Origin of the sequence: Rhizobium sp. Root1220, from assembly GCF_001426265.1 — a bacterium.
Classification (GTDB): Bacteria; Pseudomonadota; Alphaproteobacteria; order Rhizobiales; family Rhizobiaceae; genus Rhizobium.
Genome location: NZ_LMDG01000018.1, coordinates 21,596 through 42,103 on the forward strand (window position 1 = coordinate 21,596; position 20,508 = coordinate 42,103).

A 20,508-nucleotide genomic window follows, 5' to 3' on the forward strand; every position below is an offset into this window, starting at 1 on the left:
TGCAAGGTCAAAGGCAAGGGCAATTCAGTCATTCCGCGGATGAATGTTATTCGAATCCGGCCGCTACCGGTCTTGCGCTCAAGCATTAGGTTGTCCCCATCGACACGGATACCCAACCTAGGAGAACAGCAATGATCGACCAGAACGGACCCCATTACTACGTTGTATTCCAGACCCCCGGCCCGCGTTGGGTTGAGGGCACGTCCTATAACGAACAGCCTGGATTCATGGATCATGTGAACTACGTCAGCAAGCTCCATGACGAGGGCAAGGTTATACTGAGCGGACCGTTCATGAAAGAGGAGGGCGGTCTGTCTGGAAAGCTTGAAGACGGAGGGTTCACGATTTTCAAGGCAATGAACTTGGAAGAAGGGACGCGTCTTGGAACAGATGATCCTGGAGTGCGGTCTGGATTACTCAACGTCGAGATCAAGACACTCTGGGTTCCGTTTCACTAGCGTGAACTTGACCGCACAAGATATCTATAAGACCCCGCCGGACAGTCCGCTGGGTCTTTTTCATATGTGGGTACGGTGGCGACCTATTCATCTCGTTGATAATTCATATCCAACATCGCCGTCTAATCGGGAACCATTACCCTTCGTATCTCAGAAGCACGAGCCGCACTGAGGGCCGTAAGAAACCTGAAAGGAACGAACATGGGTAAGCTCGACAAAAAGGTCGCCGTGGTCACCGGCGGCAGTACGGGGATGGGTCTCGACACCGCCCGCCTCTTTATCAAGGAAGGGGCAAAAGTCGTCATCACCGGCCGCAATCGCTCCACTGTCGAGGCGGCCGCCCGCGAGATCGGTGCAGACTTCGTCCAGGGCGACGTCTCCAGGATCGAAGACATCATCCGCCTTCGCGATCATCTCAAGGACAAGTATGGCCGCGTCGACGTGATCTTTGCCAATGCCGGGGGCGGAAAGCTCGTGCCGCTCGAAGAAGTGACCGAGGACGACTTTGACACGACCGTCGATACGAACTTCAAGGGAACGTTCTTTACGGTGCAGAAGCTTCTTCCGCTGGTCCCCAATGGTGGCTCGATCATATTGAACACCTCGATTGCGGGCTCGAAGGGACTGCCGAACTTCAGCGTATACTCGGCGACGAAAGCCGCGCTGCGTTCGCTGGCCCGGACCTGGACGACCGATCTGAAGGCACGTGGCATCCGCGTCAATGCGCTAGCACCGGGTCATATTGCAACCGACATCCTGCGAAAGTCCGGACTGAGCGCCGAACAGGTCGATGGAATCAACGGTCATGTCATCCCGTTGATCCCGCTCGGTCGGATGGGGACAGGCGACGAGATCGCGGGACCTGCTTTGTTCCTGGCTTCGGACGATAGCGCCTATGTTACCGGGATCGAACTGACGGTCGATGGCGGCTGGGCGCAGGTATGATCCGGGCGCCCGCGTCGACGTCCTTCGATGCGGGCGCTTCCACTCCTCTGCAGTTGCTTATCTGATGCAGGAAAACTAACGTCCATGTGGATGAGTGACCAACTTGCAGCCTTGAGACTATTCGTCCGCGTTGCGCACGCCGGAAGCTTTTCGCGTGCCGCCAAGGAAATGAAGCTCTCGCAGCCAACAGCGTCGCGTCTGATCTCTGTTCTCGAAGAACAGCTCGGCGCGACGCTGCTCGTCCGCACCACGCGTTCGGTGACGTTGACGGATGCGGGCAGAGACTATCTGGGTAGCGTGCAGACTGCGCTGGACACACTGGACCAGGCAGAGCATGATGTGCGCGGTAATGGAGAACTGCGCGGCCGCATCAGGGTTGCTTCGTCGTCGATCTTTGCGTCCCGGGTCATCGTGCCGAGCCTTCCGGAGTTCATGGCGCTCCATCCCTCTCTCAAGGTCGAACTGATCGTCGAAGACCAGCGGCAGGACCTGATCGCGCAAGGCGTCGATGTTGCGATCCGCTTTGGCAAGCTCGCGGATTCGACGGCCATTGCCCGGTCGCTCGGACGATGGCGGCTCATACTCGCGGCGGCACCCCGCTATCTCGAAAAACATGGGGCGCCAAACAAACCGGACGAGGTCGCTAATCACCGTGCGATTCTTGCTGGGCCAGCCGCGAATTCCGAGTGGACATTCAACAGGGGAGATAAGCATGTCACCGTCAAGCCGGTGGGAGACTTGTCGATCACCGGTAGCGAAGTCGGCATCAACGCAGGTCTCGCGGGTCTCGGCATGGTCGTCGCGAGTTACCCCTCTCTTCGTGGTTACATCGGTAATGGGGAGCTCGTTCGTCTCCTGCCGGAATGGGAAATGGCTGAGATCGAGAGCCACGCTCTCTTTCCAAGCGGACAGGCTGCAAAGCCCGCCGCGCGGGCGTTCGTCGACTATCTACAGCTGTTGTTGAAGAACTTCTGAAAGGAGCCGGCGTAAGAGCGCCTGCGACAATGCTCCGAACCCACCGGGTATTGCGACAGCTCACCCTCTCACCCGTTTGGGAGCGTGCCAATTCATTCGGCTGGCGAATAAAAGTTATCGCATCGTCGCACGTTATTTCGCAAGTCGCCAATAGCTATCTTCGTCATCCAGTTATCGAACAAAGGATGACCTCCATGGCCTATGAATTCTACTGGGTTAGCGGCAGCCCCAATTCCTGGCGGACAATGCTTGCGCTCGAGCACAAGAAAATTCCCTATGTCTCCAAACGCCTTGATCCGACGAAGGTTGAAAGCAAGACGCCCGAATATCTTGCATTGAATCCCCCCGTGCGGCTGCGCCAAAGCCTAGCTTGCGCAGGTGAACGGGGTGTTCACGCTGCGTTAACCGCGCAGGGTCCAAACCGCTCCCGAGGTAAAGCGAAGGAAATGAAAATGAATGTGATGAAAGCAGTCTGCACCGCAATGGTCGCCCTTTGCGTTGGCGCCACGACTTTGACGCCGGTCTCCGCGACTCCAATGCCGGCTGTTCATTCCATGGCCGGGCAAAATGCGGATGTGGTTCAGGTTCGTGACGATCACCGGCGGCCACAGTATTACGGCGGGCACGATCGGAATGACCGATACTCCTACCGGGACCGCGATCGCGGTCGCTACTCTTACCGCGACCATGATCGCGACCGCCGCGGCTACTATCGAGGCTATCGGGGTTACCATGACCGTCGCCCGGGATACCGCCGCTACAATGACGGCCTTTGGTATCCAGCTGCCGCTTTCGCATTGGGTGCCATTATCGGTGGTTCTATCAACAGATAGGCAACCAGTTCCCAGTTGAGTATACAATCTGAAGGCTCCCTTGCGGGGGCCATTTTTCTTTTCCGAGGACCCCCATGAAACATAGCCAAGCGCCTGGTCACTGCAGCCGGCATCTGCTGAGGAGCAAGCCTTTCTCAACGCACGAAAAGAGGGCCCGCTAGGGTTAGGTTGAAAGCGAGCCCTCTAGAATCGCCCCGCTCATTCGGGAGCGCCTGAGTCTACCCTTCGAAGCCCCGACGGCACTTTCGCCTTTCGATTATCCACATACCCAATCTGGAGCGTCCCATGGACCGCAAGCATTTCTTCGAGGCTGAGCGGACGTCAAAGTCTACCTTATAGGAAGAATTGGCAGCCGACCGAAACCGCGGCAATGGCCAACGGCATCATGAGTATCATCGCGGTGCCTTGCCAGTCTGATGGTTGCGCATAGGCCAGAGCCTTCGGTGTCATGATATGTCCTCCCCACACGGATAGCGGGTTTATCCAACTCGTTTTTTGGGGCGATGTCGTCTCAAGATTGATTTCTGGTTGTAACGTGCCGCTCACGACGAGCGATCGATCAGTGGTTCGGCTGGAACTACATGGCCTATGCTGGCCGTCATCTTCTGAAGTCAAAACCACTCTGAGGCGCCGTGGAAGAAGGCCCGCCCCTGGGGTTGGGTTTGGAGGCGGGGCCTTCAACAGGAGACCCCTCTTGGTCGGGGCGCGAGGAGTGTAGGCATCTGCGATGCGATTGCACGATCGCCTTTTGGCCGATGCCGGTAAGTGTCAGTCATTCCTGACCACAATCAGGAAGTGCCGTTCGTCTAGGCGAGTTACGAGGTCGCCATCGTCAGTCAATTGGTGGGATTTTCTTGCTGGGTCATCGGGGCGACGGTCTCGCTCATCCGCCCGCATCCGTTCAATTGCCGCATAGAGGCTGTTGGCACGTCGTCGACGATGAACGAACCGCTTAGTCCCACCGGGCTCCGTCATCGCTCAACTCTCCGTGTTGGTGGATTATCGCCGAGTGGCCGTCAATTGCAACGTCACTAATATAAGTAGCGCGTAACACCAATCACCGTTTACAGGCCGCCAAAGCTAGTTGCGACAGCTTAGGCATCCATCAGCCACTCCATCCACATCGACAATCTGGAGTCTACGAAATGCAGGTCATCGACCCCGCAAACGAATTTCCACGTTCTCTCGCCAAGACGCTAATCCATGAGGGCGGGTATTCCAACCACGTTGCGGACCCCGGTGGTGCGACCATGCGAGGGATCACGCAGCGCGTCTACGACGAGTACCGCCGCTCGATCGGCCTCGGTCCTCTGCCGGTCAAGAACATCAGCACGAGCGAGTTGCAGGCGATCTATCGCAAGCGGTATTGGAATCTGGCAAAGTGCGACAAGCTCGCGCGCGGCGTCTCCTACGTCGTCTTCGACGGCGCCGTGAACTCAGGCGTCGGCCAGTCGGTGAAATGGCTCCAGCGCGCTCTACAGGCGATGGGTCTCTACCAGGGTGCCATCGACGGCGTCATAGGGCAGGGGACGCTCCTGGCGGCTGCCGGCGTCAACGACAACGACGCGCTGGTCGCCCGCATCTGTGAACGCCGCATGGCCTTTTTCAAGGCGCTGAAGACCTTCAAGACCTTTGGCAAGGGCTGGTCGGCTAGCGTCAATGGCGTGCTTTCCGTAGGTCAGGCGTGGGCTACCGGATCGGTCGGCCCTGAAATCGAGTACGTGGCCGGTGGTGATGCCAAGGCCTTCATCTCGGATGCCAAACCCGCTCCGACGATGGGCGCGGCTGATGCCTCCACCGGTGGCGGTGTTGGTTCTGGCGGTATCGCTGTCACGCTCGAGCAAGTTCGCGATCAACTGACGCCATACAGCTACGGCAGTGAACTCATCGGCAAGGTGGTCGCCGGATTGATCATCGTCGGCGCGGTGCTAACGATCGGCGGCGGCCTTGCCTATCGCTGGTGGGCCAATCGCCGCAATCAGGAACGCCTCGACGCTCTCGACCTCCAGACGAAGGCGGCCGCGTGATGTTTGGGCTCGGTATCTTCGACGCGGCCAAGATCGGGGCCGGAGTGGCGCTGGGCGGTGCTCTGGCTGTCTACCCGGCAATCCTCGTCGGGCGCTCAGAGGGGCGCGCCGCGGTCCAAGCAGAGGCAGCAAAGGAAGCGCTCGTCCGCATCGATAACCTGGAGAAGAACAATGCGAATTTCCACAAGCTATCGGATCGCGATCGTTGTCTTGTTTTCATGCGCGATAGCGGGTTGCCAGACGAAAATTGCCAGTAACGGGTCTGGCTACCGGTTCGTCCAGTTCCAGAGCCCAGAGGCGGCAAGGGCAGCGTCTCAGGAAGTTCTCGCCTGTCCAGCGATCTCTAGCAACAACAAGCAAGGTCACGCTGATGCAGCGTGCAGGAAGTAGCGGCCCGACATCGCGCTCCAACGCGGTGCCGAGCCTACTATCCACAATATCGGAGAATCGCGGCTGGCCGGCGTTTATAGCGCGTCAACCGATGATCGGCCATTCGCCAATCAGGTGGCAGCACACAACGGTTTTGGCACGTCGCAGGGCTGCTGGTAGCGAGAGTCCGGCCTCCTCGTAAGGCCGGACCCTCCTGTCGCCGCCTCATATCCAAACGAGCGCGGCTGCGTCGGCAGTAGTGGATCGGGTTTTCCCGGTCAAGCATAGCATACGCTTTGAAAGGGGACGGGGTTGCAGGGGATAATGATATGAGCAGCGGCAATCAGTTCGACCCAATGGCATCATGGGCTCGCCTCAGCGAGCGAGTGGAGAACCAAGGCAAGGACACATCGTCGACCTGCGTTCGAACATGAACACCGGCTTCCAGACGATCAATGCCTCCATCAGAACTCTCTCCAACGAGCTTCGCAACAACAGCAACACGCAGTGGCCGGTCATATGGTCGGCGGCCGGTGTCTGCTTTGTCGTGCTGTCGGCGCTCGGTGCGTTCTTCTATGGCACCCTGAGCAAGACACAGGACCGCCTCGATGCGTCGATCGTTAAACTGGCGGAGCAGGTAGTGACGCAGACGGAGATGGAGTGGCACACCGCGCGTGATGCCGAGGACCGCGAAAGGATAGACATCAACCTCAAAGACATTAGGGAGCGGCTAGACCGAGTGGAGCGACGGCGGTTGAACGGGCAGGGCGGCTGAGGTGCCAATGTGCTCGGAGTTCAGGAGGCCATCAACTCGCTAATTAGCTGCTTATTATCTGGCGCTAATGCATTATCTCTGCGTGTATTTCATGGGGAGACACGAAATGCAGTACGCTGTAGTTGTTGGGTTCGAAGTGTGCATTGTCGCAAAAAATCTCGCGCGGGCAGAGGTGGAGCGCGAATTCTTCTCCTCACGGTTTGGCAAGCAGGTCGACATTGTCACTCTCGACGAGGATAACGACGCCAGCGCCCGATTGCAGCATCAACTTGCCTTACGGAATGCGCGCGACGAGATGTGATGCCCTCCTAGGAGCCAACCGGCCTATGGCGGCACCTTCCATACGCTCCTGGAGCGAAGGAGTGCCAATGCTAAGACCGCATTTATTGTTCGCGATAGGGGTAGTCATCTATCTGGCCATCTTCATTATCGCTAGCTTCTAACTCGCTAGACGGCAGGGAACTCACGGTCGAGCTGCCCGCGATACCACCTGACGGATTTGCTCCAGCGCTGTCTCCGCCTCTGTTAGCCGCGCAAAGATATCACCATTCGCGGGAGCAGAAGCAAGTTCATACAATGGCGCAAGGAACTCGAATGGATGAATTCCGATAGCTTCGCAGAGCATAGTCAGTGTTGAAATCGACATACGGTTTGTACCGCGCTCGTACTTCTGGACCTGCTGGAAGGAAACACCGACTGCCTTCGCCATGCTGACCTGACTCAATTGCAACGACTTCCTGATTTCTTTCAGGCGTTCGCCAACCAGGATATCGATTGCTTGCGCGCGATCTGAAAGGTTCTGTTCCAATTTGTCTCTCCGAATATGAGGGGAACTGTTAGGACAGGAAAATCTGCGCTGCAACACGAGTTCTAAGTTAATGTTAACCTGTCGCACTAAACCGTCGGCCTCCACGTAGATGTCCGCTTGTTTGGCTCCCACTCGACCGTCCTCTGAGCCTCAGGTGGCGGTGGTCTTGCCCGTGGTCGGAACTTCTCTCATTCTGCCCTCGATCGGGAGAAGCAAAATGCGTTCCACAGTCATCATTGTGATGGGGTTGGCACTTGTCGGGTGCAACAGCACAACTCCATCGAGTCAAGCAGGCGCGGTTCCAGCCTCAACGAACAGCAGCCGCTTCGAGAGGGCCAAGGAAGGCTGTTATAGTCGAGCTGGTACATCACACGTGATGGCGGGACAGTATTGGATTGCCGGTACCGCGGCGGCGAACCATAGGTTCAGGGTCTGCATGGCAGAGCAGGGGTTCGTTATCCGTGCCTGAAATCAACATCCCCCAACGGATCTTCTCCCTGAGCGTCGCCCGCGAGATAGCTGAGCGCGAGGTGCCTGACGTCGCTATGCTCGTGTATCTCATCGAGTTGGCGGTTAGCGAAGCGAAGGACGAGGCACGACGCCGGGGGATCGTGGTCGATGTCGAGCCCGACGGCGGAATTCAATAGGTCAGATAGGAGCGCAAAACGCCACGAACGTCGGGTCGAAGTGACCGATCAGTAGCACTCGTTCTGGAAGGTGTCGGCGTGGCGCTCGTGCCGCCAATCGGGATAGCAGGTATCCCAACCATTGTCGTTGAACCGGTGGAACGCCCGGGGGCTCAATCGGCCGGAGCTTTGAGTGGTGTTTCCGGCGAAACCATGGGTGTGCTCGGAAAAAATCCTATGGCCGTTACTGAAATCACCGCCGATCGCGCCTCCGTCACCTCCCGGGATGTAGCCGTAGGCCATTGCAGGCGTGGAGACAACAATGGACGCGATTGCCAAGGTTGCAGCGATCAACCCAGTTTTTGCGGTTTTCTTGAACGACATAGCGTTCTCCTTTTCAAGACGATCTGCACCAGCGGCGCAAATTGTCGGAGAATAATAGCTCACTGCCTTTCTGGCGGAATCATACCGAGGTGTCGGAAGCCTACTACAAACGCTGCCGCTCGTGCTCGTGGCGTGCGGATCACATCGATGCTTGAACTATTGCCCCCGATAGCTCGCGGACGCGTGCAACGCTTCGTGTGCCTTTGCCAGCGTCTCACCTGAGCATCAACCGTCGCAGCCCTGATCGTGCTGTTCCGTGACGGCACTCGATATGGCTATCATCGCTGCCCATTGGTAATTCCTCACAATGAGCACAGTAGGGAAGAACAGCGGCTTGGGAAGTAACATACAGGAAGCTCTATTTCTGTGGCCGTCTCTCGCTCGCTGGTTTGGCTGATTTTTTTGGGGTGAGTTATCAATTCTAATTTGTCCGTTACTGCGACGCGACTATCATGAGGTGTCTCTGTGCTTCTAGTTGTACGTTTTTGGAAGGCGGACGCCGATGAGAGATCATCAGACGGCAAACGTGCGTATAGAACCCTCACCAGACGAGGTTCAAGAACAGATGAAACGCATTCTTGCGAGCCCGGAATTTATCCTCCCCGACCGTGGGCGCAGGTTCCTGGAGTTTATTATCAGTGAAGCGGTGGCGGGACGCGGCAGCCGTCTGAAAGCCTTCACGATTGCGCAGGAAGTATTCGGGCGGGGCGTGGATTTTGATTCGCCAAATGATCCCTGTGTCCGAATAGCGGCAGCACAGCTCCGTCGCGCGCTCGAACGCTACTATCTGACGGCGGGATCGTCAGACGAGCTGGTAATATCCATTCCGAGCGGTGGATATGCACCTTCAATGACGCTCCGGGAAACCCGACCCGGTGCCGATGAGGCCGCGATGCAAGCGCCGGAGTCGCCAAAACGCGAGAGCCGCGTTCTTCGTTGGATTATGATAGGTGCGGGCGTCATCGTTCTCGTTGCGGTCATGCTGGCTTCATTTTCCGAACGAGATAATCCTGCTTTTCAAGAGCCTGTGACAACTGCCGGAACGCCGACAATCGTTGTCGAAAAATTCACCACCAATGGCGAGAGCAGGCTATCGGATGACGTCCTGACATTTTTGAGAGACGATATCGTCGTCAATCTCGCCAGCTCCAAAGCAATCGTCGTGCTGGATGGCTCGGGGAAGTTTGCGGAAGGAGAGCCGACTTATCGCCTGCAAGGCAGCGTCCATCTGGAGGGCGACGACTTGCGATCAGTTTCGCGGCTCGTGCGGCAAGTTGATGGTGTCGTCGCCTTGTCCAGCAACTACAACGTTAACATCCGTGGTCGAAGCATGCTGGACGTAGAGTCCGCGATTGCGCGCTCTCTTGCAGCCGCCCTATCCTCTCCATTCGAGATGGGACCCCTTTCCCGGCGGGTGGATCCAATCAACGATGGTCAATAGGAGACCGCCTTCCTTACCAATTCAAGAAAGAAATCTTGGGGAAAAGGCGAGCGCAAAAAAAGCCCCACCAAGGGCTGGAAGGGCGTTTGTGCGTGCTGGACATCGCGCCAGAGTGGCGTCGATTCCCAAACAATAGAGATTTTGCCGCAATATGTCGACGCTGCGGCGTCACTTTACATGTGGTGGGTGGTTTCTTTGCCCAGGGCTGCGTCGATCGCGGCAATCCAGCCTTCGCCAACATAGCCCGCGCAAGTGGCCCACTTGGTCAACGCTCGCTGCATCTCTTCTGTCGGGTTTCTCATGGCTTCGATCGCAGCGACGGCCTTAACGCGGCACCCTTCCTTCTGGCTCTCGTCGACATCTGTCCATGGCATTTCATCGCGCATGCTGATTGCGTACGGCTCGGTTTCGTAGATGGCCCGGGCGACGCGATCTATCATGGTCTCGGTCTTCATCTGGTCGTTCATCCTCGGGCCCCCGCTACACGATCTCCAAGCCTCGCCCATGAGAGCTTCCAGCTATTGGGATGCCCTACATCGTGGTGGTGTGACGCACGACCGTCAGACTGCTCGTCCGCGTCCATGATTTCAACAATCCATTCGACTGGAATGAGTCCGTGAAGCGCTTTTCCTTTGAGGATCGCACCGAGTTCGTCGAGCCGGCATATGCCGCTCTCAGGTTCGAGGCCATCCCGTTCAAGCGTCCAAACGTATTTTATCACATTGCCCTCCCGGCAATCGGACCAGCCCGTCTGCGGGTGGTCAACAACTATGGTGAGCAAGAAGACGAAGCTATCTCTCGCCTTCGAAATAAACGCCGGCCTCGACCGCAGCGAGCAGAAACGCGGCACGGGCCTCTCCATAAGACACGCTGCCTTCCTCTGTTCCGGCGCATGCCTCCATGGCAGCGATATACGAACCGCCCTCGGATGTGGGCCAGTCTGACATCAGCACATGCAAAGCACCTCGGGGCAAGGCGATCAAATAGGTTTCGCCGTGTCTGTCGATGAGGATCGCATCCCACTCGGTACCCGGCACGATTTCCCCGATTCACGATATCTGACGGTAGATCGCGTGGTTAAGCCAGGGGCGGCTATGAGTGCAAACGTCCCATCCACACGATCTGTGGGCTAAACCTTATTTACCACTGAAGGTTCCATTGGGTGCATTTGCGGGAACCCGCGCCAAGAGGATCTCAAAAAGCTCGGCAGAAGTGATCTCTCCCCAAGTCGCTACCAAGTCGATGGCAAGCCCTGCGGCTGACCGCGCGATGGCGCTGGAGGGGTCCACCTGTCGTGCCTCACACCAAGCCCTGACCGCGGATGTAGCGGCATCGACTTGGTCGTCGGTGAGGTCAAGGCCAGTGAAAAAATTGAGGTTCATCGCTCAGACTCCTACCTAGGCAAGAGCGCTTATGATCTCCCAATCGGCTCTGCCCGGAAAAAGGGGCCGACGTCTGCACTATAAGTTGAAACGGGTAAGTCTCATAATCATTTATTAGTGTATAGTAGACAGCCCGGAACCGCGGAGTTACGGGGGGCGAGGTGCTTGGTTCCTCGACCTTTTTCCACCGCCTCGTGGTCCGTTTCAGCGCTGCAATAGTGGGCGATATGAGCCCTACACTTGCACGGGTAGAATGGTGTCGACCGATACCGTCCCTTCGACGACACCTCTCTCTAAATCTGAGCGCCCGTGCTCTACTTCGATGACCGTGTAAAGCTTGTCGTCCCTAAAGGCGCTCGCATTCACAGTGGTAACGTCTTCGGCCGGCGCGGCATCGACTTCCATGAAGTCGAGTTCTCGAGATGCGGCGACAATACGAGCGTCTCCCGCCGTTCGCGCAGCGACGACGATGACACCATGGCCGGGAGCATTCTCCCATCGGGGATCATCCGGGGCGGCGATTGGCTCAAGTCTATAGATATTCAGGGTCTCGCCGCCGCCAACGCTTGCAGACCCGATAGTCGCAGCATCGTCGATCTGCGCCTGGCTTTCCACGGATCTGCCGAAAGTGTTGGTTGTCGTGGCGTTGTTAGCGGCGTTCTCACCGTTCCGGACGACGTTAGACATGGTCTTTCCTCCTGTTGTCCTGACACAACGAGCAATCGCGCATGTCGTTCCGGAGCGGCCACGGTAAGGCACCCCAGAAATCTGTTTCAATTATTTCCGGGACCGCTAATGTGCCGGGCATGGCAAACCGAACGGTGCGGCTTAAACAGGGCGCAACGGGGACCGAGCATCCTGTACAGGACGAAATCTCGACTGCCAGAGGGAGAGAAGCTTAGCTCTTCGGTCGGAGGCAACGCCTGAGCTTCTCTCCCGATCCTGGGTTTCGATGCTCACCGCGACAAATGCCTCACCATCAATCGCGCCCCCTTGTGCCCGCACTTGCAGCGCATTGCGGCGGCAACCCGACCAAGCGTCAGTTCCTTGCCAAGCAGCCGCTGTATCTCCCACCGGTCGATCGGCTTCCTCCGCTTGCACTCCGGGCAAAGCGCGAACAGCGCCTCGTACTGGGCGAGCTCGCCCAAGGTTCTTTCGTGATCCGGTTTCGGCGCCGGCCGGGATATCCCAAGATACTCCTCGCCACCCTTCTCGAAGCCGAGCTGGCATTTGTCATTAAACGGAGCGTCGATCCGCGATGGCAACCGAACTCTTCCGCCAACTGGTAGCGCAGATCTGGCATCGGCTGGTCGCCGTATTTCGCGATGATCGTGTTGGCTGGTTCTGTCTGCCGCCTCCCGCACTTGGTGCATGTAGATGCGTCCGCACAGCCGGTTGACCCGTCAAACAAACAGCGTCTGCTGCGTCAGCATGACCTACGGCGAAGGTTCGTCGCCACCACCGACAGGAAACATGATGGCCCGATCTTCCCTAACCTGGCGAAGGACATCGTGCCGACCGGCCCCAACCAGCTCTGGGTTTCCGACATCACTTACGTCGCACTGCCGACCCGCTTCATCTACGTCGCGGTTATCTGAGCCCGCAGCAATACGAGAATCAACACATCCGGCAGATTGGCAAAACAGCGGCCTGATCACTGTCCACCCTCGGGGCACTCCAGCCGGCCTACGAAATTTTCCGTTGGCTTGGGTCGCGCAAGACTGTGACTGTACGCTGAGGCAAGGATCGGTCTTTGCGCAAAGTGGGCGGCGACCGATGGGCGCTCAGTCCGATTGTAGCGCGAAGCGGATGCGAACCGTTAAGCAGTTACCATCACGCATTTCCCCATTTGCCCAACCGTTTTTCGCATAGAAGCTAGGCGGATTGTGAGTAAGGGCAACTACCTGTTCGATTGTTACAAGCATCTGCAGGCGCAAGTCCAGGCGAGGGGAAGTGACCTGCTAGCGAACACGTCCCGGCAGGTAGAACCAGTTCCAGCCAATAGGGCAGGGGTATCCGGGGTCGGCACGATCGCTGGCAAGATCATACCGCATGTATTGCGAATCTCGGAAGAAATAAGCCTTGCCATTGGGCCAGATAATGGCTGAGTCAATCCGGTCGCTCCACAGGCCCGGCCACGCGCCGGAGATTGGCTTAGGGTAGCCGGGATCGACCCTGTCTGCCGTGATGTCATAGCGCAAATACTTCGAACCGCGGAAGAAATAGGCCTTGCCGTTTGGCCAAATCACCACGGCGTCAATCTTGCCGGCGCCCAGGCCAGGCCAGTTGTCGGCGGTGGCCTTGGGATAGCCTGGATCCACCCTGTCGGTGGCGATGTCAAAGCGCATGTACTCGTTGTCTCGAAAGAAATAGGCCTTGCCGTTTGGCCACACTATTCCGGCGTCTATGCGGTCCGTCCATAGTCCATGCCAGTTGCCTGAGATCGGAAGCGGGTAACCCGGATCAACCCGGTCCGACGGGTTGTCATAGCGCATGTATTTGGAGCCTTGGAAGAGATAGGCCTTTCCATTGGGCCAGAACACCGCGGCGTCTACTTTATCCCACCACAGAAACGGCCAGTTCTCGGCGATTGCCTTTGGGTAGCCCCCATCGACCCTATCTGCCGTTACGTCGTACCGCATGTACTGCCACCCACGGAAGAAATAGGCTTTGCCATTTGGCCAGACCAGCGCGCCGTTGATTGAGTCCCCCCACAGTCCGGGCCAGTTTCCAGAGATTGGCAACGGATAGCCAGGGTCGACGCGATCCGCAGCGATATCATAGCGTATGTATTGGCCGTCTCTGAAAAAGTAAGCCTTTCCGTTGTTCGGCCAGACGATGGAGGCGTCAATTCGGTCACCCCAAAGACCCGGCCAGTTTCCGGCGATTGGCTTGGGATAGCCTGGATCGACCCGATCCGAGGCGATGTCGTAGCGCATGTAGTTGTCGTCTTTGAAAAAATACGCCTTGCCATTTGGCCATACGACACCTGAATCGATACGGTCCGTCCAAAGGCCCGGCCAATTGTCGGCTATCTGCTTTGGGTAACCGGCATCAACGCGATCAGCGGCGATGTCGTATCGGTAGTACTTCCCCCCGACAAAGAAATAGGCCTTGCCATTAGTGGGCCAGACGACAGGCGCCGTCAGCATTCGGTCGGCCAACGTCTCGACGATATACTCGTGATTGTCGGCATTGCGGATGGCTTCGTTTGGATTGGTCGCGGCAAGGTTTCGAGCCGCAGTCTGGCCGTAAACGACATCGTCGGTACCTGCAACCGCGTGGCTCCACTCGTGCACAAAAGTCCCGAACTTCGAGTCGATTCCGGTTGCCGGTGCGGAGAACCAAAGGCTGCAGAGATAGACGGTATCAGAGCCCGGGTACGTGTATGCGAAAGAGCCGGGCGAGCAGTCATCTGGCGTGAGGTCGTACGTGTGTGGAGCTGCGAGCCTCGCCTTAATGCTGGAAAAATGATCGCGGATCGTCTGGTAACGACGCGCATCTTCTACCCCAAACCATTCAGTGTAGAGCGCGTTGTCAGAACGTGAATTCCAGCTCGCCAATTCGGCGAGCATTGAGTCGACCCAGGCGACCGCATTCCGGTCAGTATCAAAGACCTCCCAAAATGACGCTGGAACTTCCAGGTCAAGGGTCCGTTCTCCGAGCTTTCGCACAATGTGTGAGTCGATGGTTACGCTTGATCCGGAGATTCCACGGCTAAGGTCGTTCGGATCACGAAGCGGTCGCACCGCCTGCCGCTGTCTAGCTTGCTGTCCAACCGTCAGCCGTGGCTCGCCGTCCGATATGAGCTCAAACTCTACGGCAATGGGGTCGAGAGCAAAGCCCCCGTGCTCGAAGCGAAAACGGGCGCTAAATCGGCTGTCTGGCTGGCGGACGGCATCGAGAAACCGGACATGAAGAGTAACCGTGTAGTTTCCAGGCTCATCGAAGAAGAATGATTTCGACAGGTCGAGCTCTTCGACGATCGTCTGGTGCGGTGCGATTCTTCGATAGGAATCAGGCGTCGGTTCGCCTCGTTTCATCAGGCGTCCATCGTAAGGAATGATACGCTCGCCAAGGCGAACCTCCACGAAATTGCGTACTTCGCCCTCGAGGGGAGTCTCCCAGATCAGGAGAGCATATTCGTGGTCACTCTCGTTGGTGAGTTCATATTTGAGAATGATCGGATCGCCGCGTCTATATGCACGTTCCATATCAATTGATTGCCGGAAGTCTTCGCGCATCGTCGCATCCCCCGCTGCAATTCCCCGGAGCATGCAGTATGCGACATCATCCTTCAGGTTGCAAGTTGCCTTCGGCGGGCGTTCAGCGGATCGTTGGCGCGGCTCATACTGAGCGTCTTGCCGCTTGCCGCATCGGACGCTGTCGTCACCGAGCTGCCATTGGCTGCAATATCGACCTCGGATGTCCTGCGGCCCTGACCCTCCGAAATGACACGCCTGGTCAGCGATTCCAGCGTATTGACGGTGTCAACGATCGTCTGGGTCAGCATGCCCGAACTGCTGAAGTCCGCTTTGCTAAGCGTCACCGACCGTCGGCGTGCGTGATGGGGATCTCGGTGTGGTCGACCGTGCCATTGTTGCCAGCTTCCTGGGGAAGCTTGGTGATCACCCCGTCGGCGCTGGTGGAGATCGTGCCCATCGCCAGGATTATTACCCCTCCGGCCGTTGTCTCGGTCACGGTGGAGACAATCGAGCCGTCGATTTGCCGCACCGACCGCATCGTCACCTCGAAGGTGCCATCGCCGTCATAGTCATAGCGCTGGGTCGTCGTCTGGCCTTCGATCGAGGGTCGTTTCCGACTTCGCCGCGATCGCCTGCGCCCAGTAGATGCAGCCGGCCGTCAGACAGGAGGCATTGCGGGCGGTCGCTTTGTTGGTGACGAGGGCCTTCGTCGCTCCGCTTTCACGCCATCTGCTGCGACCACACTTGTTCATTCATTCCATGTGGAGGAAACACAGACCCACTAAATTGATTTTGCTGATTAACGCAACCTCCCATAATTCGAACTTCGGAACGATAGAGGGAAACGCCACTAGACCGTTAGATTAGTCGGTTACTAAATCAGTCATGATATCGGTGTGTTAGTCGAGTGGCCGCCGTCGTACGCTACCCAAAAAGCGGAAGCGATCAATCAGGGTCGACGTCGGCAGAGAAAGTACCAGAAACGCCTGCGTTATTGTTTCGAGATTCGAAACATTGCTGCGTTCAGACATGTAAAGTGAGGCAAGGGCTAAACGAACTGCAGCGACCTTGGATCGGCTGCCGTGCATTATCACGGTGCGGGGGGTGGGGCTACTAAACGCGCGGTCGGCCCATTTATTGGCGACGCCCTCGCTGAAAGATCGTTTCGAGATTCGAAACATTCTCGCCGCCCTGAAACCGGCCCGTGAGGCCAGGGCGAGATAGAGGCGCAGACAAAGATATTGAGGGCGAGTCCCAGTCACACAGAGCATTGTTGACATAACGGCCAACTTCAGACGGCAATGGTCGTTACGAGTTCCAAACCATCGTGAACGCTTTGCCGGGAGATTGGGGCAACTCCCCAGCAATTTGAGATAACTCAAAATAAATTTCCCATATTTGATTCGTAACTCGACATTGCCGATTCAGGTGCCACCAAGCTCCGGGTCGTCCGCCTTAGTAACGATCTGGTTCCTTGCTTGGCCTACTAAGACACTCGCTGAAAAATCGCCAGCTGCCCATGTATCAATTTATTCACCTCCACGCCTACGCTCGGCAGGAAAAGGACGGACGTTCAGTAGAGTTCATTCTTGGAGAAGCCGATCGCGGGCCCCGTTTCTCGTCGCACATTGAAAATCCATTACCCCCCGAGGTGATATTCGGATTGCCGTTGTCCGCGGTCCGCGAACAGCATGACTTGGCAGTGAACTCGGCCAGGCAAGCGACCCGCAGCGGCATTGAGCGACGAATTCGAACAACTCAGAAGACACTCCTAACAGTTATCGCTTCCCACCCAATCAAATCAGAGGAAGCTCGAACTGATGCCGCCCACGCACGGGAAGTCGAGAATTGGGAGCAACGAACCATCGAATGGCTTTCTCTAAAGTTTGACAGCCAACTCCTTAGCGTCATTCGTCATGCTGATGAGCCGTATAGGCACCTTCACGCATTTGTTCTTCCAGCGTCGCATGATGTGCGTGCGCTCGAGCTTCATCCCGGGTACCGGGCAAAGGCGTTAGCCATGAGGAGCCGTGACGCATGGTCCAAAGAAGAGCGGGCGGCTCTGAATAGGGAAGGGGACCGTGCCTTTCGAAAAGAAATGCGCGAATGGCAAGATGATTATCATACCCGCGTAGGTGCTCCTTGCGGATTGACCCGGATTGGTCCCGCCAAGCGAAGGCTATCACGAGAAGCTTGGAAGCTAGAAGGTAAGTCGGCTCAAGCACTGAAGACGACGATTGATCAGGCGACCGATGTCAGATCGAATACCGAACGCTGGTTACAGGCAAAAACGAGAGAAGCTCAAGCCATTTTGGCGTCCGCGGCCGAAGAAGCGAGTCGCATCCTTTCCGAGGCAGATGCCCTTTTGGCGAAGGCCGAAAGTCGAGAAGCTGACGCCCGGACATTTGAACTGTCATCCCGCAGAGCGTGGGCTGGAGCAAGAAATGAATTGAGACGCCTATCGACCGTCGCAAGGCAGGTCGCGGAATTGGAGGAAAGCAAATCAATCATCGCAAGGCTCGAGTCAATCGATCAGGCTGTCACCAATCGTATCGGACCGTGACTCATCCGCCAATATGTTTCGAAACTCGAACTATTTTATCATCCGGCCCCCAGTCAGTACACCAAAATTATGTCGCAGTTTAATATTATATTTCAGATAGTTAAGCTTAAAATGGACTACAATCGGATACCGGCGCCTGGGATGTCAGCGTCGGAGCCTGTGCAATGGCAGAAACCGGAAAGGGTGAAATTGGAGCAGAGCGGAGAAACGCTGTGCTGTCTCTCTGCATATAAGCTCTAGGAGCCGAAACGTCTTGAACAAACTCGCAGCCATGTTCAATGGATCTCAACATCACTGGCAGGTCGCTCCAACCTGAGGAGAAGACGCTCCGGAATGATATCGTGCTGCTCGTTGCAGCAAGTGGAGGGACCGGGAATGCGACTTCAGCCCGTGTTTTAGAGGGGTTGGACCCGCCAAGGAAGCGCCCGGATTACTATCTCGTATGCGTCGGAGATGGACCGGTGTTCGACTATGTGAACCCGACGACGGTTCATGACATCCTGTGGAGCTGGTCGTAGTACTACATGACAACAGCGGCAGCACGGAGGATGCTGGGGCTCGACGGGGGTGAGAGCCTGGCAGCGGTTGCCCGGGATAACGAGGTTCCTCTGCCTACTGAGGAACCGCTTTCGCTGGAAGAAGCCGCTGCGATCCCTGGCGATGAACCGGCGGATGGCGACATTACCTTTCGTGTCCGGAACCGGATCAGGGATGCCCGTTTGGCATCTTGCCGTCGGAGCGATGTCGAAGCCCGCAAAATGTTTGAGGACCGCTTGAGTGAAAGGCTATACGCTCGATTTCGGACCAGAGGTCGACGACGAGCCGTTGAATCTTCAACGTCTGAAGCTGGAGTCAGAAACGCGCCAGAGGCTCGAAACCATGCCGAATTTCACCTTGCACGAGCTAGCAGGATATTGCCCCGTTCAAGGTCAAGGGGACCTCGAGGGGCAATATTGGTATTTCCGCGCCCGTGGGAGTAAATGGCGTTTCGAGCTGGGCGGGAATGAAAATTTCACCAAAGCCCCCAGCTGGTGGCATGGAGAATATTGGCCGAGTGTCGACGGTTTCGCCGCTGGCTATCTGACCGACGAAGACGCTATCGGCTGCATTTTGAAAGCGGTCGAACTTTATCAGAGGGGAGATCGCGGGCGGTTCGAATCAGGCCACCCGGGTTACGAACGGACGATCCTCGAAGGATGGTCATTGGGAGCCTTGAGCCTGCACCGCGTCGTGAAGCGTCTGAATATCACTGGTGCCCAAGCCTTGGAGCAGACGAAGGCATTTGGCATTGACCGCGAACTCGAAGCTCTGGATGAGCCCCGCCCATATGTGCATGGCTTCAATAGGGATTTAGGGAAATGGGTTGAGCTGAAGGAGGAGGACGATTGATGGGCGTTGATTGGGAGAATCCCTACGAGCGCGTAATCGTGGAAGCCTGGTGCGCAGGACTGGTGATATTGACTGACGCTGCCAAGATCCTCGGAAGCGAGCCGGAAGCTGTGGTCGAGCAGGCGAGGGCACACGGCCTTCAGCTGCCAGAGGCTGCGTTGGAGATGTTCCGGATCCAAGACGGGATTTACAGCGCCGATAACGGAAAACGCAACCTCATGGGGTAACTCCCGCTATTTTGTAGCAAATGCCACAAGGACAAAGATGGGGCGTTGGCGCCCGACGTGCGCATCTTGCGACCTACCCATTCCGATGTTATATAAATGTTCTACATTGATGAGGCGAAGCTAATGGCGACAACAAGAGGTCATTCGGCGAGGAAAGACTTTTCGACAACCTCCAAGCTAAAGAAGGCTGGCGGCTCGTTAGTCCTAACTGTGCCGGCCGCTGCTCGTAACATGCTGGGTCTGACGGAGGGCCAGGAGATGATCGTTTCGGTAAAGGGAAGACAGGTTATCGCAGAACCCGCATCAAATGCCCCAAAAACAATGAAGGTGCGTCAACCCAAATATACGCTCGATGAATTGCTGGAGGGTTATGATGCCAACACTTCTCGGTCTCCAGAAGAACAAGCGTGGATCAATGCACCTGCAGCAGGGAATGAAGTTTGGTAAGACCTAACATCCCAGCCCCTGGCGAAATCTGGTGGCTCGACATGCAGCCCTCTGCAGGCAAAGAGCAACGTGGACGCCACGCCGGACTCATTCTGTCGGCCTTTAAATTCAACATGGCTACAGGCTTTGCATTCATCGCGCCGATAACCACGACGGGTAGCGCCTCTCGCGCCAACGGCTTGGCAGTGCAGTTGATCGGCGCAGGCACGAGCGTCACTGGTGTCATCCAAATCGACCAAGTAAAATCGATGGACTGGCGAAATCGCAATGCTGAGAAGTCTCAAGACAAGGTGCCGGATGATATCTTGGCGGAAGTGTTGGAACGGTTTGCACCCATCTTCGGTCTAGTCTTTGCGGTGCCCGACCAAGAATAGCTGCCGCGCCTTGTGGCTTCGACGCACTTTGGCTGCGGCAGCGGACAGGGCTACACCTGCCGACAGGGGCATGCGATCAATCGAAGGCTCGGACTCACTGACAAGAAAATCGAGAAGCTGTGGATCGAGCATGTTGGCCGACGGCTCGAAGCAGTTTTTCTTGAGTCTGAGCGAAATAGAGAGTAACCGCCCGATTGGCACCGCCTGCCGCATAATGCCTTAATGGCCTAAGACACGTGTTTAACGACGTCGTTAGCGACGTGTCTTATGGGGGGATCGC

At 56.8% G+C, this 20,508-nt stretch carries 27 protein-coding genes; 16 read left to right on the forward strand and 11 right to left on the reverse strand.

What is annotated here, in order from left to right:
• Window positions 1–131: 131 nt before the first annotated feature.
• From ASC90_RS13960 to ASC90_RS13995, 8 genes are all read left to right on the forward strand, one after another.
• The gene (locus ASC90_RS13960; protein WP_056541314.1) at window positions 132–458 is read left to right on the forward strand and encodes a YciI family protein; all 327 of its coding nucleotides are present in this window, start codon (window positions 132–134) and stop codon (window positions 456–458) included.
• A 201-nt stretch (window positions 459–659) separates the two neighbouring features.
• Window positions 660–1,403 (forward strand): SDR family oxidoreductase, encoded by a 744-nt coding sequence (locus tag ASC90_RS13965; RefSeq protein ID WP_056541318.1) that lies wholly within the window; start codon window positions 660–662, stop codon window positions 1,401–1,403.
• Between the two features lie 84 nt (window positions 1,404–1,487).
• Complete coding sequence (locus ASC90_RS13970; protein WP_200950901.1) at window positions 1,488–2,378, forward strand: LysR family transcriptional regulator; 891 nt, start codon at window positions 1,488–1,490, stop codon at window positions 2,376–2,378.
• A 194-nt stretch (window positions 2,379–2,572) separates the two neighbouring features.
• The gene (locus tag ASC90_RS29385) at window positions 2,573–3,211 is read left to right on the forward strand and encodes a hypothetical protein (RefSeq protein WP_056541321.1); all 639 of its coding nucleotides are present in this window, start codon (window positions 2,573–2,575) and stop codon (window positions 3,209–3,211) included.
• Window positions 3,212–4,356: 1,145 nt separating this feature from the next.
• Window positions 4,357–5,238: a glycoside hydrolase family 108 protein gene (locus ASC90_RS13980; protein WP_056541324.1), complete on the forward strand. Its 882-nt coding sequence runs from the start codon at window positions 4,357–4,359 to the stop codon at window positions 5,236–5,238.
• Window positions 5,238–5,495: a hypothetical protein gene (locus tag ASC90_RS13985; RefSeq protein WP_056541327.1), complete on the forward strand. Its 258-nt coding sequence runs from the start codon at window positions 5,238–5,240 to the stop codon at window positions 5,493–5,495. Before ASC90_RS13980 ends, ASC90_RS13985 begins: the two co-directional genes overlap by 1 nt.
• Window positions 5,496–5,971: 476 nt before the next feature.
• Window positions 5,972–6,382 (forward strand): hypothetical protein, encoded by a 411-nt coding sequence (locus ASC90_RS13990; RefSeq protein WP_200950902.1) that lies wholly within the window; start codon window positions 5,972–5,974, stop codon window positions 6,380–6,382.
• Between the two features lie 106 nt (window positions 6,383–6,488).
• The gene (locus ASC90_RS13995; RefSeq protein ID WP_056541333.1) at window positions 6,489–6,683 is read left to right on the forward strand and encodes a hypothetical protein; all 195 of its coding nucleotides are present in this window, start codon (window positions 6,489–6,491) and stop codon (window positions 6,681–6,683) included.
• 162 nt (window positions 6,684–6,845) lie between these two features.
• Here the strand turns inward: ASC90_RS13995 and ASC90_RS14000 are convergent, their stop codons facing one another.
• Window positions 6,846–7,190: a helix-turn-helix transcriptional regulator gene (locus tag ASC90_RS14000; RefSeq protein WP_056541336.1), complete on the reverse strand. Its 345-nt coding sequence runs from the start codon at window positions 7,188–7,190 to the stop codon at window positions 6,846–6,848.
• Between the two features lie 461 nt (window positions 7,191–7,651).
• Here ASC90_RS14000 and ASC90_RS14010 point away from each other — a divergent pair, with 461 nt between their 5' ends.
• Window positions 7,652–7,837: a hypothetical protein gene (locus ASC90_RS14010; protein ID WP_056541341.1), complete on the forward strand. Its 186-nt coding sequence runs from the start codon at window positions 7,652–7,654 to the stop codon at window positions 7,835–7,837.
• Between the two features lie 48 nt (window positions 7,838–7,885).
• On the opposite strand, the gene ASC90_RS14015 is transcribed toward ASC90_RS14010, so the two are convergent.
• Window positions 7,886–8,200, reverse strand: coding sequence for a hypothetical protein (locus ASC90_RS14015; protein WP_056541345.1), 315 nt, complete (start codon window positions 8,198–8,200; stop codon window positions 7,886–7,888).
• Window positions 8,201–8,702: 502 nt separating this feature from the next.
• Between ASC90_RS14015 and ASC90_RS14020 the strand changes: the two genes are divergently transcribed.
• Complete coding sequence (locus ASC90_RS14020; protein WP_056541348.1) at window positions 8,703–9,641, forward strand: hypothetical protein; 939 nt, start codon at window positions 8,703–8,705, stop codon at window positions 9,639–9,641.
• 173 nt (window positions 9,642–9,814) lie between these two features.
• On the opposite strand, the gene ASC90_RS14025 is transcribed toward ASC90_RS14020, so the two are convergent.
• The 5 genes from ASC90_RS14025 to ASC90_RS14050 all read right to left on the reverse strand — a co-directional run bounded on the left by ASC90_RS14025 (window position 9,815) and on the right by ASC90_RS14050 (window position 12,288).
• On the reverse strand, window positions 9,815–10,108 hold the full coding sequence (locus ASC90_RS14025) for a hypothetical protein (RefSeq protein WP_056541351.1): 294 nt from the start codon (window positions 10,106–10,108) through the stop codon (window positions 9,815–9,817).
• A 324-nt stretch (window positions 10,109–10,432) separates the two neighbouring features.
• Window positions 10,433–10,678: a DUF982 domain-containing protein gene (locus ASC90_RS14035; RefSeq protein WP_056541356.1), complete on the reverse strand. Its 246-nt coding sequence runs from the start codon at window positions 10,676–10,678 to the stop codon at window positions 10,433–10,435.
• Window positions 10,679–10,777: 99 nt separating this feature from the next.
• Window positions 10,778–11,023, reverse strand: coding sequence for a hypothetical protein (locus ASC90_RS14040; RefSeq protein WP_056541359.1), 246 nt, complete (start codon window positions 11,021–11,023; stop codon window positions 10,778–10,780).
• Window positions 11,024–11,257: 234 nt separating this feature from the next.
• Window positions 11,258–11,710, reverse strand: coding sequence for a hypothetical protein (locus ASC90_RS14045; RefSeq protein ID WP_056541362.1), 453 nt, complete (start codon window positions 11,708–11,710; stop codon window positions 11,258–11,260).
• A gap of 269 nt (window positions 11,711–11,979) precedes the next feature.
• On the reverse strand, window positions 11,980–12,288 hold the full coding sequence (locus ASC90_RS14050; RefSeq protein WP_056541364.1) for a hypothetical protein: 309 nt from the start codon (window positions 12,286–12,288) through the stop codon (window positions 11,980–11,982).
• Window positions 12,289–12,354: 66 nt separating this feature from the next.
• On the opposite strand from ASC90_RS14050, the gene ASC90_RS29115 reads away from it, so the two are divergent.
• Window positions 12,355–12,621, forward strand: a complete 267-nt coding sequence (locus ASC90_RS29115) for a hypothetical protein (protein ID WP_162246974.1) — start codon at window positions 12,355–12,357, stop codon at window positions 12,619–12,621.
• Between the two features lie 363 nt (window positions 12,622–12,984).
• Here ASC90_RS29115 and ASC90_RS14060 read toward each other — a convergent pair whose 3' ends face one another.
• The 4 genes from ASC90_RS14060 to ASC90_RS14075 are packed head-to-tail and all read right to left on the reverse strand — an operon-like array spanning window position 12,985 to window position 15,980.
• Entirely contained in the window at window positions 12,985–15,267 is a 2,283-nt protein-coding gene (locus ASC90_RS14060) for a hemopexin repeat-containing protein (protein WP_056541370.1), read from the reverse strand.
• Between the two features lie 53 nt (window positions 15,268–15,320).
• A complete protein-coding gene (locus ASC90_RS14065; protein WP_156392934.1) occupies window positions 15,321–15,536 on the reverse strand; it encodes a hypothetical protein in 216 nt (71 codons plus the stop codon).
• Window positions 15,537–15,568: 32 nt separating this feature from the next.
• Window positions 15,569–15,766, reverse strand: coding sequence for a hypothetical protein (locus ASC90_RS29120; RefSeq protein ID WP_056541377.1), 198 nt, complete (start codon window positions 15,764–15,766; stop codon window positions 15,569–15,571).
• Window positions 15,767–15,797: 31 nt separating this feature from the next.
• The gene (locus tag ASC90_RS14075; protein WP_056541380.1) at window positions 15,798–15,980 is read right to left on the reverse strand and encodes a hypothetical protein; all 183 of its coding nucleotides are present in this window, start codon (window positions 15,978–15,980) and stop codon (window positions 15,798–15,800) included.
• 767 nt (window positions 15,981–16,747) lie between these two features.
• On the opposite strand from ASC90_RS14075, the gene ASC90_RS14080 reads away from it, so the two are divergent.
• From ASC90_RS14080 to ASC90_RS14105, 5 genes are all read left to right on the forward strand, one after another.
• Window positions 16,748–17,791 (forward strand): hypothetical protein, encoded by a 1,044-nt coding sequence (locus tag ASC90_RS14080; RefSeq protein WP_056541383.1) that lies wholly within the window; start codon window positions 16,748–16,750, stop codon window positions 17,789–17,791.
• A 777-nt stretch (window positions 17,792–18,568) separates the two neighbouring features.
• Entirely contained in the window at window positions 18,569–19,180 is a 612-nt protein-coding gene (locus ASC90_RS14090; RefSeq protein ID WP_056541390.1) for a hypothetical protein, read from the forward strand.
• Window positions 19,180–19,407, forward strand: a complete 228-nt coding sequence (locus ASC90_RS14095; protein ID WP_056541393.1) for a hypothetical protein — start codon at window positions 19,180–19,182, stop codon at window positions 19,405–19,407. The genes ASC90_RS14090 and ASC90_RS14095 overlap by 1 nt, the downstream gene beginning before the upstream one ends.
• A gap of 96 nt (window positions 19,408–19,503) precedes the next feature.
• On the forward strand, window positions 19,504–19,854 hold the full coding sequence (locus ASC90_RS14100) for an AbrB/MazE/SpoVT family DNA-binding domain-containing protein (RefSeq protein WP_056541396.1): 351 nt from the start codon (window positions 19,504–19,506) through the stop codon (window positions 19,852–19,854).
• On the forward strand, window positions 19,848–20,228 hold the full coding sequence (locus ASC90_RS14105) for a type II toxin-antitoxin system PemK/MazF family toxin (protein WP_280138326.1): 381 nt from the start codon (window positions 19,848–19,850) through the stop codon (window positions 20,226–20,228). The genes ASC90_RS14100 and ASC90_RS14105 overlap by 7 nt, the downstream gene beginning before the upstream one ends.
• Window positions 20,229–20,508: the final 280 nt, after the last annotated feature.